A 24,212-nucleotide genomic window follows, 5' to 3' on the forward strand; every position below is an offset into this window, starting at 1 on the left:
CATTCTATAAATTCATTGAAATGCCGCCAGTGTAAACTGGAAGTCAAAATTTAACACATGAAAGTACTTGTATTAGGATCAGGAGGTAGAGAACATGCATTTGCATGGAAAATCGCTCAAAGCAATAAGCTTGAAAAACTATATGTTGCTCCGGGAAATGCCGGAACTGCTGAAATTGCAGAAAATGTCAACATCAATCCAAACGATTTTGAAAAAGTAAAAAGCTTTGTTCTCGACAAAGAAATCAATATGGTTATTGTTGGTCCTGAAGATCCTTTGGTGAATGGGATTCACGATTTCTTTTTGGAAGACGCCGAGCTGAGTAAAATTGCTGTCATCGGTCCTGAAAAAGCGGCTGCACAAATGGAAGGTAGCAAGGATTTCGCCAAAGATTTCATGGCACGTCATCAAATTCCAACGGCCCAATACAAAAGTATAACATCGGAAAATCTTGAAGAAGGTTATCAGTTTCTTGAAAGCTTAAAAGCACCCTACGTGCTTAAAGCTGATGGATTAGCTGCCGGGAAAGGTGTTTTAATTATCGACAATCTGGACGAAGCCAAACAATCATTAAAAGAAATGATTGGTGGCATGTTTGGTGCAGCAAGTGCAACGGTTGTTATCGAAGAGTTTTTATCTGGAATTGAGCTTTCTGTTTTTGTTTTAACAGATGGCAAAAACTACAAAGTTCTTGCCGAGGCGAAGGATTACAAACGCATTGGTGAAGGTGATACCGGTTTGAACACGGGTGGTATGGGAGCCATTTCTCCTGTTCATTTTGCCAACAAGGAATTCATGACTAAGGTTGAAGAACGAATCATCAAGCCAACCATTGAAGGTTTCCAAAAAGACAAGACTCCTTTTGTAGGTTTCGTCTTTATAGGTTTGATGAAGGTTGAGAATGATCCCTTTGTAATTGAATACAATGTCAGAATGGGTGATCCTGAAACTGAGGTGGTATTGCCACGCATCAAATCCGATTTCCTTGATCTGATGGTAGCCGTTGCTGATAAAAAACTCGAGCAATTCGAATTGGAATTAGACGAAAGAACAGTCTCAACAGTCATGTTGGTTTCAGGCGGATATCCTGAGGCTTATGAAAAAGGGAAAGTAATCAGTGGACTTGATCAGGTTTCAGAAAGTATCGTTTTCCACGCTGGCACAACAAATAACAACAATGAAGTTGTAACCAATGGCGGACGTGTGATAGCAGTCAGTTCGTACGGCGAAAATCTTGCTAATGCGCTTGAAAAATCGTTCAGCAATGCAGAAAAGATCCAATTCGAAGGCAAATATTACAGAAAAGATATTGGTTTCGATTTACAATAATTGAACAGCTTACAATTGAGTTTGCAAAGAAGTTAAATACTAAAAAATCACAAGAATGCTTTTAAATGTTTTAAGAAGACGATCTCCTTTATATTTTATTCTTATTCCGATAATTGCTCTCTTATTGTGGTTGGATGCCTTTCAGAATCCTGTTTCTCTAGCAGATTATTCTGGACAAATGCCTCTTTACCAATCGATTCTTTGCATACTCAATTGTAATGCTTTATTTCTAAACATATTGGGCTATCTAATTATTCTTTTAATAGCCTTTAGCTTGATACAACTCAATGAGCAATTTATATTTATCAAGCAACGTACCGATTTGCCATCGGGTTTATTCATTCTGATTGCTTCATGCGCAACTTTAGCAAACGGCATGCATCCTGCCCTGATCAGCGCACTATTCTTACTGCTATCGCTGAAGAGCATTTTCAAAATCTATCATGGAAATAAGAGTATTGCATCTTCATTTGATGCGGGTTTACTTATCGGATTAGCCAGCTTATTTTATCTTCCAACAAGTCTCTTTCTTATCTGGTTTGTCTGGTCTTTAATTATTCTGGGGAGTTTCCGATTGAGAGAATTTTTGGGAGGACTAATCGGTTTTGTTACACCTCTGTTTTTTATTGTCTGTTGGTATTTCTGGAACGATAACCTAAATCAATTTATTGAGCATTCTAAAATGATTTTCTCTCAGAATGATCATTTAATGAGTTTCTCGATTTCTCAGATTCTTCTTTGGATATTCCTCGCTCTTTTAAGCCTAATCTCTATCTTCTTTACCATATGGGGATTCGAAGAAAAGCGAGTTCGTTCAAGAAAATATCTGATTATTATTGTGGCCCTTTTTATGACCACTATTGCATCAGGCTTTTTGTTTCCTTCAGCAATACTGGCTCAGGCAATAATTGCAGCAGTTCCTTTATCCTATATTCTGAGCTACTTTTTTGTGATGAACCGAAACACAAAAATTTCTGAAATTTTATTTGCTGTATTACTAGCCAGCTGCATTCTTATAAGCATCATAAACTAAGGCATAAAAATAGAGCAAACAGTATAAAACATGCTTGCTCTATTAACTCAGGATGACCTCCAATGAAAAAGACCAAACTCAGGAGGCCTGAGTCTTTAGCCTATCTCAATCGACAACCCGAACCGGGTTATCTGGTAAAATCAGAGCCAGAACTAAATAAGCAATAGCTAAAAAAGGGTTGAATAAACAAACTACTAAAGCAATGGTTCTGACAATTATCGGATCGAGCTCAGGGTTTATATAGTGCGATAAACCGCCACATACCCCAGCCAGTTTTCTATCGTTTGATTTATATAATCGTTGCATATCTTTTAATTTTAGGTTACTTAATCGAACTTATATTTCGACAGTGTTTTAAGTTCATCAATATGGAAATCACCAAAAAATGAAACTAAAGAGGTGCGATTTCCATTGCTATGCAAAAGATGAAACTCACTAAATCGTTTCCCTTTTCCCAAAGCATAAAAATGAATTTCATCTGAATCATCATCTTTATCAATATCATCTAGAACTTCTTTATATCTCCCGGATGTTAGAGTAGACATGACTATTTTCTTAAATTTCACTTCAACCCCATTCTCATGCTTATAAGATAAGAGCTTAATGTCATCGCAGTCACCCTTGATATTTTTCTCTATTTCGTCTTCGTCAACATCAAAATCAAGATTCTTCAGGAAACCTCCTGAAAATGAAAAACTGCTGAACTCATCAAGTTTTGAGAACTTGTCGTGAAGTTTCTCTCCCTTTGTTTGTGCATTTACAAGCACCGGAAAAAGGATTACCATTAGGATTATTGCTACTTTTTTCATCTGTTTAAATATTAAGAATTGTTCTAATGACAGACATCGGATTCATTTGACCAGAACAAACCGATGCTTAATCATTAATTAGGTTAAAGAAAATCTATCAATTTCTGATTTTAATTGCGAGATAAGGTCAATCCTTCTTTTTTCATCACCCATCTTTTCCCTATCATATCACCATCCCAGGTGTTACTTGTATTTTCAATATCATGAATAATAGTGTTAACGCTTTTATCTAAATAAACTGCTTTCCCTTCAGGTACTTTAAGGGTAATCATCAGTTTCTGATTGCGCCATTTATCGCCTTCGGGCAAAGTAAAATACTGATCAAATATTAATAACGAATCAACTTGTTTCCAGGTATACTTGATTTCTTCAGCATTATCGATGGCATTTTGGTGATTTCTTCCTCTGGATTTCTTTTTCATAATCAGTTCAAAATTTCCGGAATTACTCTTTTCTACGTCAAGAGTCGGTTCGCCAACAACCAATTTCTCATCATCCTTTACAATGATCTTTACCCCATCAAAATCGAAATTCTCATCCTGCCAATTAAAATCAATATTCTTCTCCGATCTTAGGTAAAGCGTATTCCCATCGAAATTGTCAAGAATTTCGGTATTGGCATAAGTCGTCCCACTACCTATATATGATTTCACCTGAGTTAAACTGACCGAAATCAGAAGGACAATACCTCCCAACCAAAGTGCCAAAGCTGTAAGACCAATCGCTTTATTATTGGTTTTAAATTTCACAAGCAACTTAATACCAACAAAGATTAATAGTAATAAAGGAATCCCAATAACAAGCGTCAAGCCCAAAGAGAACAATTTAATTCCCATACCTGTAAATAACATTTCCGGCATCATCATTCCAGAAAAGTGCATGTTTGCAAATGGCCCAACTACACTGGTTGTGAAAATAAGAGAACCTAAAAAGGTTAGCAGAGAAACAATACCTGCAATAATTAACCCCAAGCCTAAAATTATGAGTATAACTTTCAAGACAAGACGTAAAGCAGAACCAGCAAAGTCGACCCCTTTATCGAAACCATCTCTAACTTGAGGCCCTCTTTTTTCACGCATATTATCGAAGTTTTTTTTCACTTCTTCATATTCGTCTTTTATCGATTTCTCGATATTGGATATATTTACCCGTTCCCCCTTCATTTCAAGTTTTTGAGCTGTGGTTGTAGCCTTAGGGACTACAATCCACAAGATGATATAAAGAAGGAAAGAAGATCCGTAACCAAAAATGAATAACAGAACAAAAATTAAACGAATGACGACCACATCGATACCAAAATAGGCTGAGAGTCCACTTGCAACCCCACCAAACACACGATGATCAGGATCACGAAATAATCTTCGGCGCTTATAAACGTTTTGTTTCTTATAATCGTCCTCAACCTCTTCGCTATCAACCTCGAAAATTTCTTCGGGCTGCCCCATAATTGTAATAACTTCATCAATCATTAATTCGGTTACAACCTGATCCTTCGAGCTCAATTTCTCGTTAAAAATTTCAGCGATTCGGGATTCAATATCTGCGATGATCTCGCGTCCCTCTTCACTCGAACCATAATGAGCATTAATGCTTCTCAGGTAAGTTTGGAGTTTATCGTATGCATCCTCGTCAATGTGAAAGATGCTACCACTTATGTTTATTGTGAATGTCTTTTTCATCTTTTTTTATTTTAATATTCGAACACCACTAAAAAAAACTAACCGCTTGTTCTATGGGTGTAAAAAATCATTTCAAATACATTTTAGTTCAATGCTAACCTTTAATGGTGGTAACAGCATCTACAAGTTCTTGCCATGATCCATCCAGTTCCCCAAGAAAATCGCGACCGGTATCAGTAATGGCATAATATTTACGAGGCGGTCCTTGAGTGGATTCTTCCCAACGATAGCTGAGTAATCCGGCATTTTTAAGTCGAGTGAGCAAAGGATAAAGTGTTCCTTCCACAACGATCATTTTAGCTTCCTTCAGCTTTTTAATAATATCAGAAGCGTAAGCATCATTATTAGAGAGAATGGAAAGAATACAATATTCCAACACTCCTTTTCGCATCTGGGCTTTCGTATTTTCTATCTTCATTTGGAATATGTTTTAAATTCTTGTTTGAATGATTACTGGCTTATTTCTAAAATTCTTTAAAGGGCTTCGATTCACTTTTAAAACAGTTGAATCCTTAGGGCTCTTCATCTTACTTTCTACATCAAGTTTGTTTTTCAAACTCCCTGCTTCAGCTTTCTCATTTTCTTCTGATGACCAGTCAAATCCAAAAAGATGATCGAGACTAAACCAGTTGTTGAAATTGATGGTATACTGCATATCTGATTCAAATAAAAAAGAAGCTGAATTACTGGGCTGAACCAATTGCGATTTCAAAATTGATGGGCTTATACAGAATCCGATTAACATACAAATCATCATGATTCTAATTATTCTCCTTTTCATTTCAAATATATTTTAATACAATACCATTCCAAACACACTTGCTTGTTATACAAATATACGTATTAAAAATAGTAATATGCAATACATAGTACCATTTAAATTTACCACCACACCCTAAAAAGCCCATTTTTATTGAACTTTTAAGGCTTATTTTTTTTGAAAAAAAATTAAAGAAAAATAATTTTCAGGCTTTTTTTGATGAAAAATCTGATTTTCAGACCTAAAAAAGGAAAGTAATAGGCAAAAAAAAGACCCAAGCAATGCTCGGGTCTTCTATATAATATAAGATCAAAATTACTCAACCTTGATATAAAACGTCTTGGTTGTCGGATTATCAGAATTATCCATAACCGTGCAAGTCATTGTATACTCATTAGCTGGCGCACCTGCTAAAGTTTCAATTGAGAAGTTTACATTATATTCAGACTTATCCAATACAGATCCTGAAGCTGGTTTTTTACTGTTCAATTTTCCATTAAAATCAGCAAGAAAATCACTTACAGACTTTGTTTTCTCTGCAAGATTCGTGAATGTAATTGATTTCAATTCCTTATTATCACTAATACTTCCAGTAAAAATAATCGTTTGCCCTGCTGTAATCTTGGTTGGTGCAGAAGCATTTGTACTTGGACTTGTGAAAGTAACAGTTGGTGCAGTTTCATCAGAACCACCTCCTCCTCCACCACAGCTTAACATACCTAAGGTGAATAATAAAGCTAGTGCGTAGTTTAAAATCTTCATAATTAATATTTATTAGTCAGTTAATTTTAGATTAGGAAAACATAAAAATACGCTATAACGATGAAATTAACAAGCAACAATAAGGAAATAGTTCTTTTTCCCCTTCTGAACCAATAAGTACTTATCCGCAATAAGGTGTTCTTTAGTAACAACCAATTCAGCATTCGGCTCTTTCTCCTTATTTAGACTGATTGCATTTCCTTTAAAAAGACGTCTCAACTCACCTTTTGATGGAAAAACCTCAGCCTTAACAGCCAAAAGTTCAACCACATCCACGCCGTTCTCAAATTCAGATTTATCCACATTGAACTGAGGAACCCCCTCAAATACTGAAAGGAAGGTGTCTTCATCAAGTTTACGTAAAGCATCCGCCGTAGCTCGACCAAAAAGAATTTGTGAAGCCTCAACAGCCATCTCGTAATCGGCTTCAGAATGAATCATAACAGTCACCTCTTTAGCCAAACGCTGTTGTAATTTACGCAAGTGTGGCGCTTCTTTATGCTCTGCAACCAAAGCCTCTACTTCTTCACGTGAAATAAGAGTAAAAATTTTGATGTATTTCTCAGCATCTTCATCAGAAGTATTCAACCAAAATTGGTAAAATTTATATGGAGACGTGTACTTCGGATCAAGCCAGATATTTCCGGACTCGGTTTTTCCAAACTTACCCCCATCAGCTTTTGTGATCAAAGGACAAGTAATCGCCCATGCCTGACCACCTTCTTTACGACGAATTAATTCTGTTCCGGTCGTGATATTCCCCCACTGGTCAGAACCACCCATCTGAAGTTTACAATTCTTCGATTTGTAGAGTTCAAGAAAATCGGTTCCCTGTACCAACTGATAAGTAAACTCAGTAAAAGACATTCCAGTTTTAGAATCAGCGCTTAAACGCTTTTTCACAGAATCTTTACTCATCATGTAATTTACGGTAATATGCTTTCCGATATCACGAATAAAATCAAGGAATGAGAAGTCCTTCATCCAATCGTAATTATTCACCATTTCAGCTGCATTCTCAGCATCCGAATCAAAGTCAAGAAAACCTGACAATTGATTTCTCAAACATTCCTGATTGTGACGTAAGGTTTTCTCATCAAGCAAATTTCTTTCCTGTGACTTTCCTGATGGATCACCAATCATACCTGTTGCTCCACCAACCAAAACAATTGGCTTATGACCCGCAACCTGAAAATGTTTCAGCATCATCACACCCACAAGGTGTCCAATATGTAAAGAATCTGCAGTAGGATCGATTCCCACGTATGCCGATGTCAATTCTTTCTCCAATTGTTCTTCTATACCCGGCATCATATCGTGAATCATGCCACGCCACTGTAATTCTTCTATAAAACTCATTTTTATTGTATTTAATATCCCTTTAGGATTCCGTTATTCAATAATTATTTTGGAGGACAAAGATAAGAATTTTACCATTGTATCCTTATATCTTCCATCTATTCAACTGCCAAGGAAAGCAAACTATACCCAAGGCCTGAGATCAGTATGATGTTATAAAAAAATGACAGCATCAAAAATTTAATAAATGTTTTAAACCAGGATTGTTTGTAATAAAACTTCAGAGTTAAAAATAGCTGTAAGGGTATAAGGAAATAGAGATAAAAAGCGAATGGATAAATTGCTTTAATCCCTGTTAAAATAAGCAACTCACTCAAAATCACAATCACAAAAATAAACGAATGAAAATTTAGCGAAATGAGTAAATGCTCCAATAAATAATGCTTTCGTCGTATATAGAATAAAGCCAGAAAAAGCGCAAACATCGGCAAAACCAACAATAAGGTTTGGGACAATTTCTTAAATGCATTATCAATAAATAATACAGGATTTAAAAGCCACAAATCAACCAATTTCTTAACCTCTGAACTAATAACTTTATTTCCACTCTTTACAGTTATCGGAACAGCCAGGCTGTCTCGTTTTGAAACCGAATCAATATCTTTATTAAATGTGATTAACTTATTTTTAAGATCTGAGCCTTTGAGCAAACTATCTGCACTTAAACTATCCGCATCAACTAGATCTTCATCCAAACCTTCATCAATAAAAGACAAAAATTGAACTTCCTTGCCATCATTATTTTTAAATGTCAAGTTTTTCTCAGACTCTGTTTCCGGCTTATGATTGTGCAACAATAATAAAAAAGCAAAAAAAGTTAGAAACAAGTACAAACGAAAAGGGGGGGTGTATCGGGCTCTTCGCCCTCTCATGAATTCTTTCGTCAAATATCCTGGCTGAGCAAATAGTGGTACGATGGTATGAAAAAATTTGTTATCCAACGACAAGGCATCACCTAATGATTCTGACACAACACTAAAAAACGGACGGTGAAAATCTTTGGCTGACTGACCACAATTGGTGCAATACTTCCCATCAACAGGATGCTCACAATTGCTACAAAAACCCGTAAAATGAAACTGTTTGCGAACAGGAAGTTTCTTGATATACTTTTTAAGCTTAGATCCTTGTTGTTTTATAATATTTGCTTGCATTCAGTTCTCTAATTAAATATTCTTTAAATTCTCCGTTCCCTTTTTAATTTTATTCTCAAACTTTTCTTTTGTCGTAGAAAAATCAGAATCAAAGAAATCAAATAATGAATCGGAAATATATGTCATTGGTTCATACAAAAGACTTTCTTTTTGTTTCTCCTCAGAAATAAAATTAAACCTATCATTCATATAATTAACCAGATGCACCAAAACACTCAATATTATAATCCCTTTTAACAAACCAAAAGCAACGCCCAAAAGTCGATTTACAAAACCTAAAGCCACAGCTTCAACAACTTTATCTATAATTTTGCCAATCAGGTTAATTCCAATCACAATCGCAATAAAGGTTACAATAAATGAAATGTACTCCATATATTGAGATTCATACTTAAAAGTATCCTGAATAACTTCAGCCGTAAAATCAGAAAAGTGAATCGCTCCGTAGACACCCAAAATGAGGGCAAGTAAAGTTGCTACTTCGTATATAAAACCTTTTGTAAAGCCTTTGTATATGGCATAAATCAGGGGAATCCCTATAATAATATCAAGTATATTCATTATGAAACACTATTAAATCTAAATACTGTAAATCAAATTATCTGATCGTTTAAACAGATCAAATATAGAGAAAAAGTAAACATATTTAACAGCGATTTTATTCCTGCAAAAAATACATCGGCGAATTAAATTTTAAATTTCGTTTTGTGAGTAAGGTTTCATAATTTTGCGGGATTAATTAATTTTTTCACAGCTCAAAAAAGAGCTATTAATTTAATACTAATATGAATACAGTAGTAAGTGGAATCCGATCAACAGGTAATTTGCATCTGGGGAATTATTTCGGTGCCATAAAGAATTTTGTGCAAATGCAGAATGATAACAATTGCTTCTTCTTTATTGCTGACTGGCATTCCCTGACTACACATCCGACTCCAGCCGATCTTCACAATAATGTAAGACACGTACTAGCAGAATATTTAGCTTGTGGAATCGATCCTGAAAAAGCTTGTATTTATGTGCAAAGCGATGTTCCTGAAATTACAGAATTGTATCTGTTGATGAACATGAATGCTTATTTGGGCGAGTTGGAACGAACTACATCATTTAAAGATAAAGCACGTAAGCAACCAGAGAATGTAAATGCAGGTTTATTAACCTACCCTGTTTTGATGGCTGCTGATATTATAATCCACAAAGCTCAGCGAGTTCCGGTTGGGAAAGATCAAGAGCAGAATCTTGAGATGGCACGTAAATTTGCTCGTCGTTTCAACAACACATATGGTGCAGAAACCTTCCCAATTCCACAGCCTTATTCATTCACTGGTGATTTTGTTAAAATCCCAGGTCTTGATGGCTCAGGTAAAATGGGTAAATCGGAAGGTAATGCAATAGGTCTGGTAGAAGATCCTAAGGATATTCGCAAGAAAGTGATGAAAGCCGTTTCTGATAGTGGCCCAACTGAAATGAACCAAACAAAACCTGAAGCAATTCAAAACTTGTTTACTTTGATGGATGTGGTTTCGACAAAAGACACCTACGATTTCTTCAACGATAAATACAACAATTGTGAAATTCGCTATGGCGATTTAAAAAAGCAATTGGCTGAAGATATCATCAACTTTAACGCTCCTATTCGCGAAAAATTCTTAGATATTTATCAAGATGATGAATACCTGAGAAAAGTAACTCGTATGGGTGCTGAACAAGCTCGTGAAAGTGCAGCTAAAACACTTGAAGAAGTTCGCAGATTAATCGGTTTCCGTAAATTTTAAATCGATAATCAAGATAATTTCAAAGAGCTATCCATGGGGTAGCTCTTTTTTTTACAAAAAATTGACTGGTTCAAACCAAAAAAGCTCCGATACCAATGGCATCAGAGCTTTTATATTTTAAATTTCAATTACTCTTTAATCTCAGAGATTGATTGAGAGATATTGATACAGTAATCACCAATCTTCTCACATTCTGAGAAAATATCGTTGTAAATAATACCCGCTTTATATTCGTATTTCTTTTCTTTTACATCGCTTAAATGCTGCTGCTTAAGAATTGTACGGAATTCGTCAATCTCTTTCTCAGCCTCGTAAGCTTTCTTCGTCATCACTTCCTCAAAGTTCATTTCTGTATTGTTATACATCACTAACAAAGCATCGTCAACCAATTCAAACATCTTATTCAAATTATCGCGAACTTCCTGTGGGAACCAGGCTTTTTGCTCTCTCTTACGATGAAGAGCTTTAGCGATATTAAGCATCGAATCACCCATACTCTCAATATCGTCAACCATTTTGAAGAATGCACGAACACGTTTCGAACTCACAGGACTCAATTTGGTTTCAGAAACCTTAGTCAGGTAATCTGCAATTTGAACCTCCATATCATCATTCTCATCTTCAAGCTTATCAATCTTCTCGTAAAGTTTAGTGAAGTTCTTATCGTTGGTTTCGTTAAAAGCCTCTTTCACATAGCTAAACATTTTTTTAGTGTGCTTGGCATAAAGACTAATCTCCATCTTAGCTTGAAATAAAGACGCCTCAGGCGTTGACAACATACCTGTTTTAATATGTTTCAACTTAAATTCTTCTTCTTCGCTTTCTTTAGAAGGAACCAATTTGGTTACAACTTTCACAATAAACTTAGCAAACCAGATCAGAATCAACACATTTAAGATATTGAAAATGGTATGGAATAATGATAGCGATATTGGTACAGCTGCAATCGTTTCTTTAGCTAATGCAGGATCAGTCGATAATGGATTTCCTCCACCAAGCCACATATTCAGTTCTGCAATTCCCTTAAGGAAAAAAGGTAAAATCATCAGCATCCATAACACACCAAATGCATTGAATATTAAGTGAGCCCGAGCTGCTCTTCTTGCTGAAGTATTTGCAACCATTGCAGCTAAGTTTGCCGTAATAGTTGTTCCAATATTTTCACCAAGAACCATAGCTGCTGCCATATCAAAACTAATCCATCCGCTGTTACACATCACAAGAGTAAGAGCCATTGTCGCCGATGAAGATTGAATCAAAATAGTTAAAAGCGTTCCAATTCCAGCAAATAATAAATACGATACAAAACCTAAATCGGTATAAGACGTTAAGAAATTTAATATCGCCGGGTTATTCTTAATATCTGGCACCGATTCCTTAAGAAACTGCAAGCCTATAAACAATAGAGCAAAACCAATTACCAATTCACCCCAATTCTTTCTTGAACGGTTACTCGAGAAAAGCAAAGGCAAACTTAAACCAATTAATGGCAACGAAATGGCACTCATACTCACTTTAAAACCAAGTAAAGAAATTAACCAGGCAGTAACAGTGGTTCCGATATTGGCTCCCATAATAACACCCACAGACTCAACCAGTGAAAGCAAACCTGCATTCACAAAACTAACTACCATTACCGTAGTTGCAGATGATGACTGAATAAGTGCTGTTATTAAAACACCCGTCATAACTCCCTTTACACGATTTGACGTCATAGCTGACAAAATCGATCTCATCTTTTCTCCAGCTACTTTTTGTAGAGCCTCACTCATCAACTTCATCCCGTAAAGGAATAATCCTAAGGATCCTATGAGTGTTAAGAAATCACCTAAACCGTAATTCATAATTAGTCTAAATTTATTTATTTTTCAGTAAATTAGTTCTCTTTTTGGGCTGGCAAAAATATAGGATATTTAGAGACGACCTAATTTTTAATGGCAAAAAAAACAATTGTTAACGTTAACTTAACTTTGGCTTGAAATCCAAATAATTTAAAAACTTAACCTTGCTTAATTTTATCCTTTATCTGTAGATGTTAAAGACATTTTTTCATCCTTTCAAACACAATTCCACCATTCAAATATTAATTAAGCTTAAATACCCCCCTTCAATTATCCAATTATCGGGATGTACACAAGCGATATGCCTTTCATGCTTTTGAAATAAAGATATTAAGTCGTATTTTCGCCCAAATGTTGTCAAGTCATTTTTTATACTTAATATTAAACTAACAATCAGTTAGATATATAAACAAACACTTCAATTGAGAAGATTCAAAGATAGATTTTAAGATATGTGGAATAGGATTGCGGGAGTTATTCTCAGAAATAGAATATTATTAATAGTCCTTATTGGACTCATGACGGTCTTTATGGGCTATAAAGCTCAATTTGTTGAGATGTCATATCAACATGCTGAACTCTTGCCTACTGACGACCCTGCTTCTATCGATTATCAAAATTTTCACAAAACTTTTGGGCAAGAAGGAAATGTAATGTTTTTTGCCATTCAGGATAGTAACTTCTATCAACTGGATAAGGTTAATGATTGGATTACTCTCGGCAATGACCTGGCCAAATTGGATGGTATTGATGCTGTCGTATCCATAGCACACACATATAATATCACAAAGAATAAAGAAAAAAAACGATTCGAATTTGAATCAATTTTCCCTAAAAAATTAAACTCTCAAAAAGAACTTGACAGTATAGCTGCCATAGCAGAATCTTTACCTTTTTATAAGGGCAGTTTAGTCAACAACGATACCCACACCTATTTGATGGCCATTACCGTCAATGGGAGAGTTATGGGGTCTAAGGCGAGAGAACCTCTGGTAAAAGCTGTGCATCAAAGATCCGAGACCTTTGCTAAGAAGCACAACTTGCAAATGCGTTACTCAGGCTTACCTTACATCAGGGTGGTTATGGCTCAAATGATAAAGAAAGAGATGAACATGTTTATTCTCTTGTCTTTATTGGTAACAGCCATTATCCTTTTTATGTTCTTCCGATCATTCAAAGTCGTTTTCTTTTGCATGTTGGTTGTTGGATTAAGTGTTGTTTGGGCCGTAGGATCCATGGTTCTTTTCGACTATAAGATTACACTTCTGACTGCCATGTTACCGCCTCTTCTGGTTGTAATTGGTATTCCCAACTCTGTATTTCTCATCAATAAATACCATGGAGAATACGTCAGACATCGTAATAAAATTAAAGCCCTGCAGCGCGTTGTCTCCAAAATTGGAAATGCAACGTTCTTAACCAACTTGACAACTGCATCGGGTTTTGCAACCTTCATAATTACATCAAGTAAAATTTTAAAAGAGTTTGGTGTTGTCGCCTCTTTGAACATTATGGTTGTGTTCGTTTTATCATTGGTGCTGATTCCCATCATTTTTAGTTTTCTGGCACCACCAGACAATAAAGCAACTCAACATCTCGATAATAAGTTTACCAACAAATTTGTTTCAACTCTTGAGAAAATTGTATTGAATCATCGCAAAGCCGTTTATTTAATCACGGGCTCACTGGTAATTATTAGTATTATTGGTATCAGCCAAATGAAGAGTACAGGATATATGGTGGACGATCTTCCTCATGATAATACCATTTATCAGGATCTGAAGTTTTTTGAAGAAAATCTTGATGGCATTATGCCTTTGGAAGTTGTAGTCGAAACGAATAAAAAAAACGGGGCTCTTAAACTTTCTACCCTTAAACGCATTGAGAAATTAAACGATTCATTAAAACAATACCCTACAATTTCAGCTTCACTATCACTAGTTGAAGGAGCAAAATTTGCCCATCAGGCCTACTACAATGGCAAGGAAAAATATTACAAAATGCCGAGTAGTAATGTAAAGAATATCATACTGTCATACCTCTCGAAAGCAGATATTAAAGGTGATGTCAATATTTTTGATTCTTTTATCGATTCAACCCAAACTCAAACTCGCATGAGTTTTAGGATGAAAGATATTGGAACCACAAAGATGGAGCAGATGGAAAAAGTTATTTTGGGGCATGTTAACCAGATTTTTCCAAAAGACAAATACAAAGTTACTGTAACGGGTTCAAGTATAGTCTTTTTTAAAGGGACACAATACCTGATAAAAAATCTATTCTTAAGTTTGGCGCTGGCAGTTGTATTGATCGCCTCTTTTATGGCCTGGATGTTTTCATCAAAAAGAATGGTGTTGGTGGCCCTTATCCCCAACTTAATTCCCTTGATAATTACAGCTGCACTAATGGGGTATTTTGGTATCCCTATTAAAGCCTCAACCATATTGGTTTTTAGTATTGCGTTTGGTATCTCGGTAGATGACACCATCCATTATCTGGCAAAATATCGTCAAGAACTTAAAATAACCAATTGGAGTATCAAAAATTCGGTTGTTCTGGCACTTCGCGAAACAGGACAAAGTATGATGTATACATCCATCATCTTATTCTTTGGATTTGGTATATTCTCTTTATCCGATTTTGGAGGAACAGTTTCCTTGGGAGTTTTAGTTTCAGTGACCTTGTTATCAGCAATGCTTTCAAACTTGATTCTGTTGCCGTCATTACTACTTACTCTTGAACGATTAATTACAAATAAATCGTTTAAAGAACCACTCTTACATATCTTCAACGAAGAGGAAGATATTGAGTTGGATGATTTAAAGATTGCCTACTCAGAAACAAAAGAAACAGATGAGATAGAAGTGGGTCTTTAAAAATATTGCATACACTAAAAGACAATATACCCGGTAGTTTGAAACTATCGGGTTTGTTGTTTTTATGCTTTTGGTAAAGACTTCAGACCACGAACATGACAAATATCATATTGCTTATTTAAAATCTTTCTTAATTTAAACAGATTAAATAAAGATAGGTGACCGAAACTAAAAAAATCAATATATCATGTCAAATTTTGGAATCAGAGAAAGTCTAAAACGATTAGGAATTTCAGAGGTAAATTCAGGAGTTACAACAGGAACCCAATGGTTCGAATGTAAAGGAAATATAACAAGTTCGTACTCTCCAATTGATGATTCTGAGATTGCAAAAGTTGTAAACGCAGATATAAACGATTATGAAAAAGTACTGGATACTGCGCAAGAAGCATTTAAACAATGGAAAAAAGTTCCGGCACCAGCTCGTGGTGAAGTGGTAAGACAAATAGGAAATGCCTTACGTGAGGCTAAGGAAGACTTGGGTAAATTGGTCAGCTTCGAAATGGGTAAAATCTACCAAGAGGGTTTAGGCGAAGTTCAGGAAATGATTGATATTTGTGATTTTGCTGTCGGCCTTTCGCGTCAACTTTATGGTTTCACCATGCATTCAGAACGCCCCGATCATAAAATGATGGATCAATATCATCCACTGGGAGTTGTTGGGGTTATTTCAGCCTTCAACTTCCCCGTAGCCGTTTGGGCATGGAATGCGATGATTGCAGCTGTTTGTGGTGATGTCGTGATTTGGAAACCCAGTTCAAAAGTCCCTCTTTGTGCATTAGCCTGCCAAAACATCATTCAAAAAGTATTGAAAGATAATGATGTGCCTGAGGGGGTATTCAACTTAGTTGTGGCCAAATCATCGGTAATGGGTGATAACTTTATAGAAGATAAACGTGTGCCTCTAATCTCAGTGACAGGGTCAACAGCCATTGGGAAACGAGTAGCTGAAAAAGTTGGCGCTCGTTTGGGAAGAACCATTGCCGAATTGGGAGGAAACAACGCTATTATTGTTGCCCCATCGGCAGATTTAGATATGGCTATTCCTGGTATTGTATTTGGTTCAGTTGGAACTGCTGGTCAACGATGCACCTCTACCCGACGCCTAATCATACACGAAGATATTTATGACGATGTTAAAAATCGTCTACTAAATGCATATGCTCAGGTTGAGAAAAAAATTGGCAACCCGCTTGATCCCAGCACACTGGTTGGTCCTGTTATCGACAAGGATGCAGTTAAGATTTACAAAACTGCTCTGGCAGAAGTAAAAAAAGCCGGCGGCCAAGTTGTATTTGGCGATAAAGTTCTGAAAGGGAATTATGTACTACCCAGTTTCTGCGAAGTCGAAAATCATTGGCAAATTGTTCAGGATGAATCATTCGTTCCTGTGCTTTATATCATGAAATATAACACACTTGATCAGGCTATAGCTATGCACAATGATGTGCCACAAGGTTTATCATCGTCAATCTTTACCATGAATATGAGAGAGGCTCAAACTTTCCTATCAACAGTGGGTAGCGATTGTGGGATTGCAAATGTGAATATTGGAACCTCCGGAGCCGAAATTGGTGGCGCTTTTGGTGGTGAGAAAGAAACGGGTGGCGGTCGCGAGTCGGGTTCTGATTCGTGGAAGACCTATATGCGTCGCCAAACCAATACCATCAATTATGGTACAGATCTTCCACTTGCTCAGGGCATCAAATTCGATCTCTAAAATCAAGATCAAATCGAGATAAAAAACCTCTCAACAAATATTCGTTGAGGGGTTTTCATTTGTATTGTATTTTGAGAATTAATTAGCCAATTCTTTATAGCCAATTAATGCCTCTTTTCTCAAGTCATTTTTTTGCTCAGGAGTCAGACCTTTCTGACCTTTAAAGGCTACCCTTTCCCAAGATCCGTACATTGGATTTGGCAAAATAATAAAACGCTTACCAAAATCAGCTTTGTGAGCATCCACCGAACCAAAGCCAAATTCTTTGCTTCGATCTTCAAAAAGCTCATCAAAATCACCAATATTATCACCAGCTAAAATTAGAATTTCATGTGTTTCTGTCACTTTATTTCGACGTACAGTTTTAACACTGGTATCAGTTTTTAATAGCATATGAGCCTCATCAGCAAAAGGAAAGCCTAAGGCTTTAAGGTTTTGAAGCGTAACTGCAGTTTCATTCACCGATCGGTTTGAAATATAGAAGGTTTCAACACCTTTTGATTCAGCAAATTTCAGAAACTCTAAAGATCCCGGTGTAGGACGAGCTGCTGCTTTAGATGTCCATTCGTTCCACAATTCCTTTGAAAAAGCTTTACCCGTTCTTATCGAGTAAGCCTCGAAAGGGCTATTATCAAGAACAGTTTCATCAATATCAACCACAACGGCTTTGGGTTTATTATTTTTTGATTCGGCTAAATTTGCAACTAAGGATTGTTTTGCAAAATTATAGGCTTGATAATACAACGCTCTGCATTCCGATGCTCTCTGATACCAAAGAGTCGACATGGTCAGATAATCATTTTGTTGATTTTGAGCTTTTGTATCGGTTGAGGCTGGCTTGCTACATGAAGCTAAGGCTAGTGCAAAAACAAATAGTGCATAAATATGTTTCTTCATATCAATTGAAATTTTATGTTTAAATTGGGATGAATTTACAAAATGGTTTTGCATCACGAAGATAAAAACAAAATCAGTTCAATCTGTTGTCATCAAATTAATTTCTAAATTTTATTTAAAAGCCCTGTAACTTTTCAAAAAGTTATTCGTTTTAGAGAAGAATACCTATGAAACTCGAAGAGTACAATATAAGCGTCGATCAACACTCTGATGGAGTCTTTCGTTTTATCCTTAAAAATATTAAAGATGAGGATAAGGCGCGTGATATTGTACAAGATAGTTTCGAGAAACTTTGGCGAAACGTCGATAATATTAATTTCCTGAAGGTGAAGTCGTATCTGTATACAACCGCCTACCGAACCATGATTGATTTAATCAGGCGGGAAAAACGGAAAGAAGACTTTGATCAGGTTGATGTGAGTACCTATTCACACTCGCAACATTATACCGATTTAAAAGAGATACTCGATCAGGCACTGGAACGACTCTCTGATATCCAACGATCCGTGGTCTTACTCCGCGATTATGAAGGCTACAATTATCAGGAAATAGCTGAAATTACAGAGCTGTCAGAATCACAGGTTAAGGTATATATCTACCGGGCAAGAAAAAAAATGAAAGACTATATAGGCCATTTAGAAAGTATCATTTGAACTAAAAACAGTCAGAATAAATAATGAGAACGATTAACAGAGATAACTACGAAGAATTTTTCATCGATTATATCGAAGGAGAATTGAATGCCGAAGAGAATTTGGCGTTGCAGTCGTTTCTTGCGCTTAATCCGGATTTGCACGACGAGTTGGATGAAATGTGTGATTTCGATTTCACGCTTGAATCTGCTGATTTTAATGCAAATAAACCTGCTCTAAAAGACATTCCTTTTCAGACTAATTTTGATGATTTTTGTATTGCTCTTATCGAAAACGACTTAGATACTTATGATAAAAAGGCTTTTGAAGAATTCGTAGCCGAAAATCCTGATAAACAAGTTGATCTCGATTTATATTTTAAAACAAAACTGAAGGCCGATACAACACTTATTTATAAGGATAAAAAGGGGTTGAAGAGAAGAAATAAAGGTTTGGTCATCAAACAATTTATTTATACAAGTCTTGCCGCGGCAGCTTCAATTGCCATTCTTTTCACGGTTTGGACAAGCGAAATTGAGAAAAATCCTGGCGATACTCAATACAACCAATTTTCTCAAAACACCCCCATACAAATCTCAACACCAGATTCTGTAAAAAAGGGCATTACCCAAGAATTGGAAACAGAAAAAAATTCCGAAGATATTTCTAAGACAAAAAAGAGTAAGGAAACGACTCCAAACAAGATTAAAGGGAAAATTCAGAATAAACAGATTAATAAGATGGATGCTTTGCCCATCAAAGCAGCAATCTCTCCCAAACAAGTGGTTGACAAAATTGAAGTCAAACAACTTATTGCAGAAAATAAAGTTGTTCCTATTAAAAATTCAACTGAGTTGAACCTTAAATTGATTACACACAAGGAAATTACACCTGAGAAAACAGAAAATACGGGACTTGCCATGCTGGGGCTCTCATGGAAAGCAAGTAAGGGTGACGATGAAGTCAAGGAAAAATCAACTCTGCTTAAGATTGCGAGCTATGGGGTTAATAAAATTGGAAAACTTGCTGGAAAAAAAATCAATCTTGAGAAAAAATACGATCCTAAGACTGACAAAACAAGAGTGGCATTTAACACCTATGGCATTGGATTCTCGACGCCTGTAAAATAAATTTAAGATTCCTTCACATCGCCTGTAACAAATCGTCAACCATTTCGTCTTATTATTGATTTTAAACTTTATCAAAGTATAAATTAAAATCTGATCAGATCACAAACTAATAATTTAAACAAACATCCATTGATGGAAAAGAATCACATCTAGATTCTCTTTTAAATAAACGACTGAAATTTTAACGATATGAAAAGATACCTACTGATATTATTTGCATTAATACTGACTTTAGGAAGTCAGGCACAAGTTGCTAATGACAGTTTAAAAACTGACAGTATCAAAAAAAAGAAAATTATAGTTGAAGACAATTGGTCAAACAAAAAGCAGAAAAAAGCTAAAAGACCGGAATACAGAGCACCTGAATCTAAAAAGAGAAACACAATTTACAAGGACACCACTGATATAAAGGTGCTTAATAAAGACTTCATACAGGTGATGGAATCCGGAAAAGGAACCAAAGTAAAGGTCAGAGGAATTGGTGACTTTGAAGATGATTCTGACACAACAAAAATCAGAATTGGTCGCAAACAGATCAACATCATTGATGGCTGGCACGGGACTCGAATCCGAATAGAGAAAGTGCGTCGATGGGATGAAGAAACAAAAACCTATAAAAAACCAACATTTAGAGGTCACTGGACAGGTTTTGAGATGGGGATTAATGCTTTTGCAAATTCGGACTATTCAGGCTACGCTACAGCTGATAAAGACTTTATGGATTTGAACTTAGCAAAATCTATTGCTGTAAACCTTAACTTCCTTCAATACGACATCAGTTTGCAAAAAAACAAAACCAATATTGGTCTGGTTACCGGTATGGGGTTAGAGTGGAATAATTACCGTTTCGATCAGGACATTACGCTGCAAGAAATTGATGGTAAAATCTATCCCAATCCTATTAATTCGGATTGGAGTGTGAGAAAATCAAAGTTGACTTCACTTTACTTAACTGTTCCATTATTGCTTGAGTTTCAAATTCCGGTAAAGAATGATCATAAAATACATATGTCAGCAGGTTTAGTTGGTGGTTTACGTTTAGGCACACACACAAAGATAAAATACAAAAAAAGTGGCAACACACATAAAGATAAAGACAGAGACGATTATAATCTGCAAGCTTTTCGTTACAGTGCACAAGTTCGTTTAGGCTACAGAGCCATCAATCTTTTTGCCAATTACGGCATGACCGATTTATTTAGAAACAATAAAGGACCGGAACTGACCCCATATACAATCGGTTTAACATTAGTTCGATTCTAGATCAATTAAAAATTCTTTCAAAGAGCGCTCTACGACTAGTATAGCGCTCTTTTTTTTGTGAATTCTCATATTAAGATGATGAACATCAAAAAATGTCGGATTAATGTTTTATATTGCACATGAAAACTCAACTACTCGTTCTTGATCTTATCGATAACACAATATTCATGCTGAAGCTGATCAAAAAAAGAGATGTTGTTTGAACTAACATAAAGCTGAATTCTTATTTGTGAAAAGAATTATCTACATATTCATTACTTTTTGTCTTATTTTTAAGACTAGTTTTGCCATTTCCGGCCCTCAATCTAAAATCGATAGTCTTACAGAACTGTGTACTCAAACTGCTGGGCGGGAAAGGTTAGAAAATTTTCTTGAACTCAGTAAAGGCTATTGGGAAATTGACCCTCCCCAAGCCATCCAACTATCAAACCAAGCTCTGGCTCTGGCTAGAAACCTCGATTACAATAAAGAGGTTGCAAAAGCCATGTATTATTTGGGTTGTGCCTATCATATCAACAATCAATACGATTTATCACTATCATCTCTTCTTGATGCCTATCGGTTTTCAAACCAAAATAAATTTCTGAAAACGAATGCCAAAGTCGCTCTTCAATTGGGGATTGTCTATTATCAATTAGGGAAATATGGGAAATCCTTTAAATTCTCACAAGAGGCATATAAAACATTCAATCTTTTAGATGATAAAAAAGGCCTAGCAAGATGCTTGAGTCTTATAGGTCTGTATCATAAATCCCAAAATCGAAATGATATTGCTTTAGATTATTTAGATCGGGGATTGAAATCAGCTAAAGAAATAAATGATGATGAACTCATTTGTGATGCACTTAACGACTTAGGTAAATTTTATACTGAGACAGGTAATATTTTAGGAGCAATTAAGGTTTACAAAGAAGCTGTTAGCTACCATCGGGATAATAGTTTAAACTACAATGTTGGTTTATTCGAATTAAATCTGGGAGTGTTGTACCTAAAACATAACGAAAATGAAAAGGCTCTTTCACATTTAAATAAGGGCTATCATATTGCAAAAAAATTAAAGTCGCACCGACTGTATAGTTCATATTATGATTTTTTATCTCAATACTACACAAATAAGAAATCATACTCTGAGGCTTTAAGTACCTATCAAAAAGCACAAGCTTATAAAGATTCTATCATTGATGATCAGCAAAGTAATAAGATTACAGATCTGGAGGTGCGTCAAGCCACACGAAACAAAGAGATTGAAAATCAAAAACTAAGAGAAAACAATCAAAAACAAGAAGTTGAGATATTTCGTCAGTATGTTTTGAGTCTATCTATTGTTCTTGCTTTAATTACCGGAATTTTCATCTTATTTATTCGTTATCGTAACAACCGAAGACAAAGCGATATTCTTGAGCTCGAAAAAAGTATGGCTGATCAGCATGCAAAAGAAATGTTTGCAAAAAAAGAAGCCCTGCAAAGAAGTGAAGAAGCCCTAAAAGCCGCCAACGAAACAAAAGATAAGATGTTTTCATTGATTGCGCACGACCTAAGAGGGTCTGTTGGTAACATTAGCAATGGACTTAGAATGCTTTTAACTGAAGATGACCTTGTTCTTTCTGAGAAAGAAAGTAAAGAATTTCTGGGATCCCTCTTCCACTCTGCTGACAATTCATACGAACTCCTTGAGAATCTTTTAGCTTGGGCTAGAAATCAGAGTCACTCAATTGCTCCAAACTTGGAAATGGTCGACTTGGATTCAATTATACTTTCAAATCTGGAACTCCTTTCGGAATTGAGTAAAATCAAAACCATTAAACTCTTTACATCGACAGTAAACAAGGTTAATATTTTCTGTGATCGAAATATGGTGCATACCGTACTTCGAAATTTCATTTCCAATGCAATCAAATTCACTAACAAAGGCGGAGCAATCGAAATTCGAACAGAGGTAAAAGAACACTTTGTAAGCGTATCGGTTATCGATGATGGTGTCGGTATGCGTAAAGATCAAATTCAGAATATCCATAAAGGATTTACAACTGATGGTACGGCTAACGAGAAGGGAACCGGAATTGGATTAGCCCTGTGCCGCGACTTTCTTGCCAAAAATAATGGATGGTTCAATGTTAGTAGTGAAGTTGATAAAGGTAGTACGTTTACTTTTACTGTACCACGACGCCCCTTAACCAAAAGAAAATTCTCCGAATTAATCAAAGAAGAAGACAGCTATTCCCTTCTAAATATTTAAATTTAGACTTTCGGAATCTGTTCTTATCACAAACGAATAGGATTCTGTTTTTGTGGAATACTTAAACTAAATTATAAAATAATGAGACTTCTTTTAATTAGTAACTCAACCAATCCTGGTGAAGAATATTTAGATTACCCCAAGAATAATATCAAAGAATTTTTAGGGAGTAAACCCGTAAAAGCTCTATTCATTCCTTATGCGGGCGTTACCGTTTCATTCGATGACTATGAGGCTAAAGTAAAGCATAGATTTAACGAAATCGGACATGATATTGTATCGATTCATCATTTCGAAGATCCGATAAAAGCCGTAGAGGACGCTGAAGCAATTGTTGTGGGTGGTGGAAGTACCTGGAACCTATTACACATGGTTCATAAATTTAACTTAACCGATGCTATTCGCAACAAAGTTATAAATGATAAAGTGCCGTATATTGGATGGAGTGCAGGTTCAAATCTAACTTGTCCAACCATTAAGACCACCAACGATATGCCAATTATCGATCCTCTGGGATTTGAGGCATTAAACCTGATTCCTTTCCAAATCAATCCTCATTATCTGGATAAAAACCCTGAAGGACATGGCGGAGAAACTCGCGAAGACCGAATCAATGAATTTCTGGTTCTTAATCCTGATATGTATGTGGCAGGTTTGCGTGAAGCAACCATGTTTTTGGTTGAGGATGGCAAAATCAGTTTAATTGGAGATAGAGCCTGTCGCATTTTCAAAAATGGTTCAGAACCCTATGAACTAAAAGCAACAGATGATTTCAATTTCTTAATGTAACAAAATTATTCGTATCAAAATTCATGCGACTTCCTCAATCGGGAAGTCGCATTTTATTTTCTATAACATCCGACACTTTACAAGAACTAAACGACAAATCGGACACACGTCTCTTATTTATAAAAAAACTGTTTTAACTTTGCTGCCATAAAATACATATCATCTTAT

21 protein-coding genes are annotated in these 24,212 nt (G+C 35.8%); 10 read left to right on the forward strand and 11 right to left on the reverse strand.

The genetic code is table 11. The features are described 5' to 3' along the window. Nucleotides 1–57 precede the first annotated feature (57 nt). Both purD and EV201_RS09595 read left to right on the forward strand, forming a co-directional pair. Nucleotides 58–1,329: a phosphoribosylamine--glycine ligase gene (gene purD, locus EV201_RS09590; RefSeq protein ID WP_130307351.1), complete on the forward strand. Its 1,272-nt coding sequence runs from the start codon at nt 58–60 to the stop codon at nt 1,327–1,329. A gap of 55 nt (nt 1,330–1,384) precedes the next feature. Beyond that, nucleotides 1,385–2,362 carry a hypothetical protein gene (locus tag EV201_RS09595; RefSeq protein WP_130307352.1) on the forward strand — a complete coding sequence of 326 codons (978 nt, stop codon included), beginning with the start codon at nt 1,385–1,387 and terminating at the stop codon, nt 2,360–2,362. Nucleotides 2,363–2,467: 105 nt separating this feature from the next. On the opposite strand, the gene EV201_RS09600 is transcribed toward EV201_RS09595, so the two are convergent. From EV201_RS09600 to EV201_RS09640, 9 genes are all read right to left on the reverse strand, one after another. Then, nucleotides 2,468–2,668: a PspC domain-containing protein gene (locus EV201_RS09600; protein WP_130307353.1), complete on the reverse strand. Its 201-nt coding sequence runs from the start codon at nt 2,666–2,668 to the stop codon at nt 2,468–2,470. A gap of 20 nt (nt 2,669–2,688) precedes the next feature. Then, complete coding sequence (locus EV201_RS09605; RefSeq protein ID WP_130307354.1) at nt 2,689–3,171, reverse strand: DUF4252 domain-containing protein; 483 nt, start codon at nt 3,169–3,171, stop codon at nt 2,689–2,691. Between the two features lie 110 nt (nt 3,172–3,281). After that, a complete protein-coding gene (locus EV201_RS09610; RefSeq protein WP_130307355.1) occupies nt 3,282–4,850 on the reverse strand; it encodes a PspC domain-containing protein in 1,569 nt (522 codons plus the stop codon). Nucleotides 4,851–4,944: 94 nt separating this feature from the next. Continuing rightward, nucleotides 4,945–5,268, reverse strand: a complete 324-nt coding sequence (locus tag EV201_RS09615; RefSeq protein WP_130307356.1) for a PadR family transcriptional regulator — start codon at nt 5,266–5,268, stop codon at nt 4,945–4,947. A gap of 12 nt (nt 5,269–5,280) precedes the next feature. After that, complete coding sequence (locus tag EV201_RS09620; protein ID WP_130307357.1) at nt 5,281–5,631, reverse strand: hypothetical protein; 351 nt, start codon at nt 5,629–5,631, stop codon at nt 5,281–5,283. Between the two features lie 294 nt (nt 5,632–5,925). After that, on the reverse strand, nt 5,926–6,372 hold the full coding sequence (locus EV201_RS09625) for a DUF4625 domain-containing protein (RefSeq protein ID WP_130307358.1): 447 nt from the start codon (nt 6,370–6,372) through the stop codon (nt 5,926–5,928). 66 nt (nt 6,373–6,438) lie between these two features. After that, nucleotides 6,439–7,731, reverse strand: coding sequence for a tyrosine--tRNA ligase (gene tyrS / locus EV201_RS09630; RefSeq protein ID WP_130307359.1), 1,293 nt, complete (start codon nt 7,729–7,731; stop codon nt 6,439–6,441). A 98-nt stretch (nt 7,732–7,829) separates the two neighbouring features. Next, entirely contained in the window at nt 7,830–8,885 is a 1,056-nt protein-coding gene (locus EV201_RS09635) for a DUF3667 domain-containing protein (RefSeq protein ID WP_130307360.1), read from the reverse strand. A 12-nt stretch (nt 8,886–8,897) separates the two neighbouring features. Beyond that, nucleotides 8,898–9,446, reverse strand: a complete 549-nt coding sequence (locus EV201_RS09640; protein ID WP_130307361.1) for a CvpA family protein — start codon at nt 9,444–9,446, stop codon at nt 8,898–8,900. Nucleotides 9,447–9,670: 224 nt separating this feature from the next. Between EV201_RS09640 and trpS the strand changes: the two genes are divergently transcribed. Next, a complete protein-coding gene (gene trpS, locus EV201_RS09645; protein WP_130307362.1) occupies nt 9,671–10,660 on the forward strand; it encodes a tryptophan--tRNA ligase in 990 nt (329 codons plus the stop codon). A gap of 128 nt (nt 10,661–10,788) precedes the next feature. Here the strand turns inward: trpS and EV201_RS09650 are convergent, their stop codons facing one another. Continuing rightward, nucleotides 10,789–12,504, reverse strand: a complete 1,716-nt coding sequence (locus EV201_RS09650; RefSeq protein WP_130307363.1) for a Na/Pi cotransporter family protein — start codon at nt 12,502–12,504, stop codon at nt 10,789–10,791. Between the two features lie 449 nt (nt 12,505–12,953). Between EV201_RS09650 and EV201_RS09655 the strand changes: the two genes are divergently transcribed. Together EV201_RS09655 and amaB are read left to right on the forward strand one after the other, a co-directional pair. Continuing rightward, the gene (locus tag EV201_RS09655) at nt 12,954–15,377 is read left to right on the forward strand and encodes an efflux RND transporter permease subunit (RefSeq protein WP_130307364.1); all 2,424 of its coding nucleotides are present in this window, start codon (nt 12,954–12,956) and stop codon (nt 15,375–15,377) included. A gap of 187 nt (nt 15,378–15,564) precedes the next feature. After that, a complete protein-coding gene (amaB, locus tag EV201_RS09660; protein WP_130307365.1) occupies nt 15,565–17,097 on the forward strand; it encodes an L-piperidine-6-carboxylate dehydrogenase in 1,533 nt (510 codons plus the stop codon). A 78-nt stretch (nt 17,098–17,175) separates the two neighbouring features. On the opposite strand, the gene EV201_RS09665 is transcribed toward amaB, so the two are convergent. Then, the gene (locus EV201_RS09665; protein WP_165389627.1) at nt 17,176–17,994 is read right to left on the reverse strand and encodes a 5'-nucleotidase, lipoprotein e(P4) family; all 819 of its coding nucleotides are present in this window, start codon (nt 17,992–17,994) and stop codon (nt 17,176–17,178) included. A gap of 167 nt (nt 17,995–18,161) precedes the next feature. Here EV201_RS09665 and EV201_RS09670 point away from each other — a divergent pair, with 167 nt between their 5' ends. The 5 genes from EV201_RS09670 to pepE all read left to right on the forward strand — a co-directional run bounded on the left by EV201_RS09670 (nt 18,162) and on the right by pepE (nt 24,044). Continuing rightward, nucleotides 18,162–18,647, forward strand: coding sequence for an RNA polymerase sigma factor (locus EV201_RS09670; protein ID WP_130307367.1), 486 nt, complete (start codon nt 18,162–18,164; stop codon nt 18,645–18,647). A gap of 23 nt (nt 18,648–18,670) precedes the next feature. Beyond that, nucleotides 18,671–19,756 carry an anti-sigma factor gene (locus tag EV201_RS09675; protein WP_130307368.1) on the forward strand — a complete coding sequence of 362 codons (1,086 nt, stop codon included), beginning with the start codon at nt 18,671–18,673 and terminating at the stop codon, nt 19,754–19,756. 189 nt (nt 19,757–19,945) lie between these two features. Beyond that, entirely contained in the window at nt 19,946–21,019 is a 1,074-nt protein-coding gene (locus EV201_RS09680) for an outer membrane beta-barrel protein (RefSeq protein WP_130307369.1), read from the forward strand. Nucleotides 21,020–21,248: 229 nt separating this feature from the next. Beyond that, a complete protein-coding gene (locus EV201_RS09685; protein WP_130307370.1) occupies nt 21,249–23,255 on the forward strand; it encodes an ATP-binding protein in 2,007 nt (668 codons plus the stop codon). A gap of 81 nt (nt 23,256–23,336) precedes the next feature. Further along, a complete protein-coding gene (pepE, locus tag EV201_RS09690) occupies nt 23,337–24,044 on the forward strand; it encodes a dipeptidase PepE (RefSeq protein WP_130307371.1) in 708 nt (235 codons plus the stop codon). Nucleotides 24,045–24,212: the final 168 nt, after the last annotated feature.

It is taken from the genome of Ancylomarina subtilis (assembly GCF_004217115.1).
Lineage (GTDB): Bacteria > Bacteroidota > Bacteroidia > Bacteroidales > Marinifilaceae > Ancylomarina > Ancylomarina subtilis.

Excerpts from the sequence above, each read along its gene's own strand:
- purD (WP_130307351.1), top strand. The coding sequence starts at position 58 with ATGAAAGTACTTGTATTAGGATCAGGAGGTAGAGAACATGCATTTGCA.
- EV201_RS09595 (WP_130307352.1), top strand. The coding sequence starts at position 1,385 with ATGCTTTTAAATGTTTTAAGAAGACGATCTCCTTTATATTTTATTCTT.
- EV201_RS09600 (WP_130307353.1), bottom strand. The coding sequence starts at position 2,668 with ATGCAACGATTATATAAATCAAACGATAGAAAACTGGCTGGGGTATGT.
- EV201_RS09605 (WP_130307354.1), bottom strand. The coding sequence starts at position 3,171 with ATGAAAAAAGTAGCAATAATCCTAATGGTAATCCTTTTTCCGGTGCTT.
- EV201_RS09610 (WP_130307355.1), bottom strand. The coding sequence starts at position 4,850 with ATGAAAAAGACATTCACAATAAACATAAGTGGTAGCATCTTTCACATT.
- EV201_RS09615 (WP_130307356.1), bottom strand. The coding sequence starts at position 5,268 with ATGAAGATAGAAAATACGAAAGCCCAGATGCGAAAAGGAGTGTTGGAA.
- EV201_RS09620 (WP_130307357.1), bottom strand. The coding sequence starts at position 5,631 with ATGAAAAGGAGAATAATTAGAATCATGATGATTTGTATGTTAATCGGA.
- EV201_RS09625 (WP_130307358.1), bottom strand. The coding sequence starts at position 6,372 with ATGAAGATTTTAAACTACGCACTAGCTTTATTATTCACCTTAGGTATG.
- tyrS (WP_130307359.1), bottom strand. The coding sequence starts at position 7,731 with ATGAGTTTTATAGAAGAATTACAGTGGCGTGGCATGATTCACGATATG.
- EV201_RS09635 (WP_130307360.1), bottom strand. The coding sequence starts at position 8,885 with ATGCAAGCAAATATTATAAAACAACAAGGATCTAAGCTTAAAAAGTAT.
- EV201_RS09640 (WP_130307361.1), bottom strand. The coding sequence starts at position 9,446 with ATGAATATACTTGATATTATTATAGGGATTCCCCTGATTTATGCCATA.
- trpS (WP_130307362.1), top strand. The coding sequence starts at position 9,671 with ATGAATACAGTAGTAAGTGGAATCCGATCAACAGGTAATTTGCATCTG.
- EV201_RS09650 (WP_130307363.1), bottom strand. The coding sequence starts at position 12,504 with ATGAATTACGGTTTAGGTGATTTCTTAACACTCATAGGATCCTTAGGA.
- EV201_RS09655 (WP_130307364.1), top strand. The coding sequence starts at position 12,954 with ATGTGGAATAGGATTGCGGGAGTTATTCTCAGAAATAGAATATTATTA.
- amaB (WP_130307365.1), top strand. The coding sequence starts at position 15,565 with ATGTCAAATTTTGGAATCAGAGAAAGTCTAAAACGATTAGGAATTTCA.
- EV201_RS09665 (WP_165389627.1), bottom strand. The coding sequence starts at position 17,994 with ATGAAGAAACATATTTATGCACTATTTGTTTTTGCACTAGCCTTAGCT.
- EV201_RS09670 (WP_130307367.1), top strand. The coding sequence starts at position 18,162 with ATGAAACTCGAAGAGTACAATATAAGCGTCGATCAACACTCTGATGGA.
- EV201_RS09675 (WP_130307368.1), top strand. The coding sequence starts at position 18,671 with ATGAGAACGATTAACAGAGATAACTACGAAGAATTTTTCATCGATTAT.
- EV201_RS09680 (WP_130307369.1), top strand. The coding sequence starts at position 19,946 with ATGAAAAGATACCTACTGATATTATTTGCATTAATACTGACTTTAGGA.
- pepE (WP_130307371.1), top strand. The coding sequence starts at position 23,337 with ATGAGACTTCTTTTAATTAGTAACTCAACCAATCCTGGTGAAGAATAT.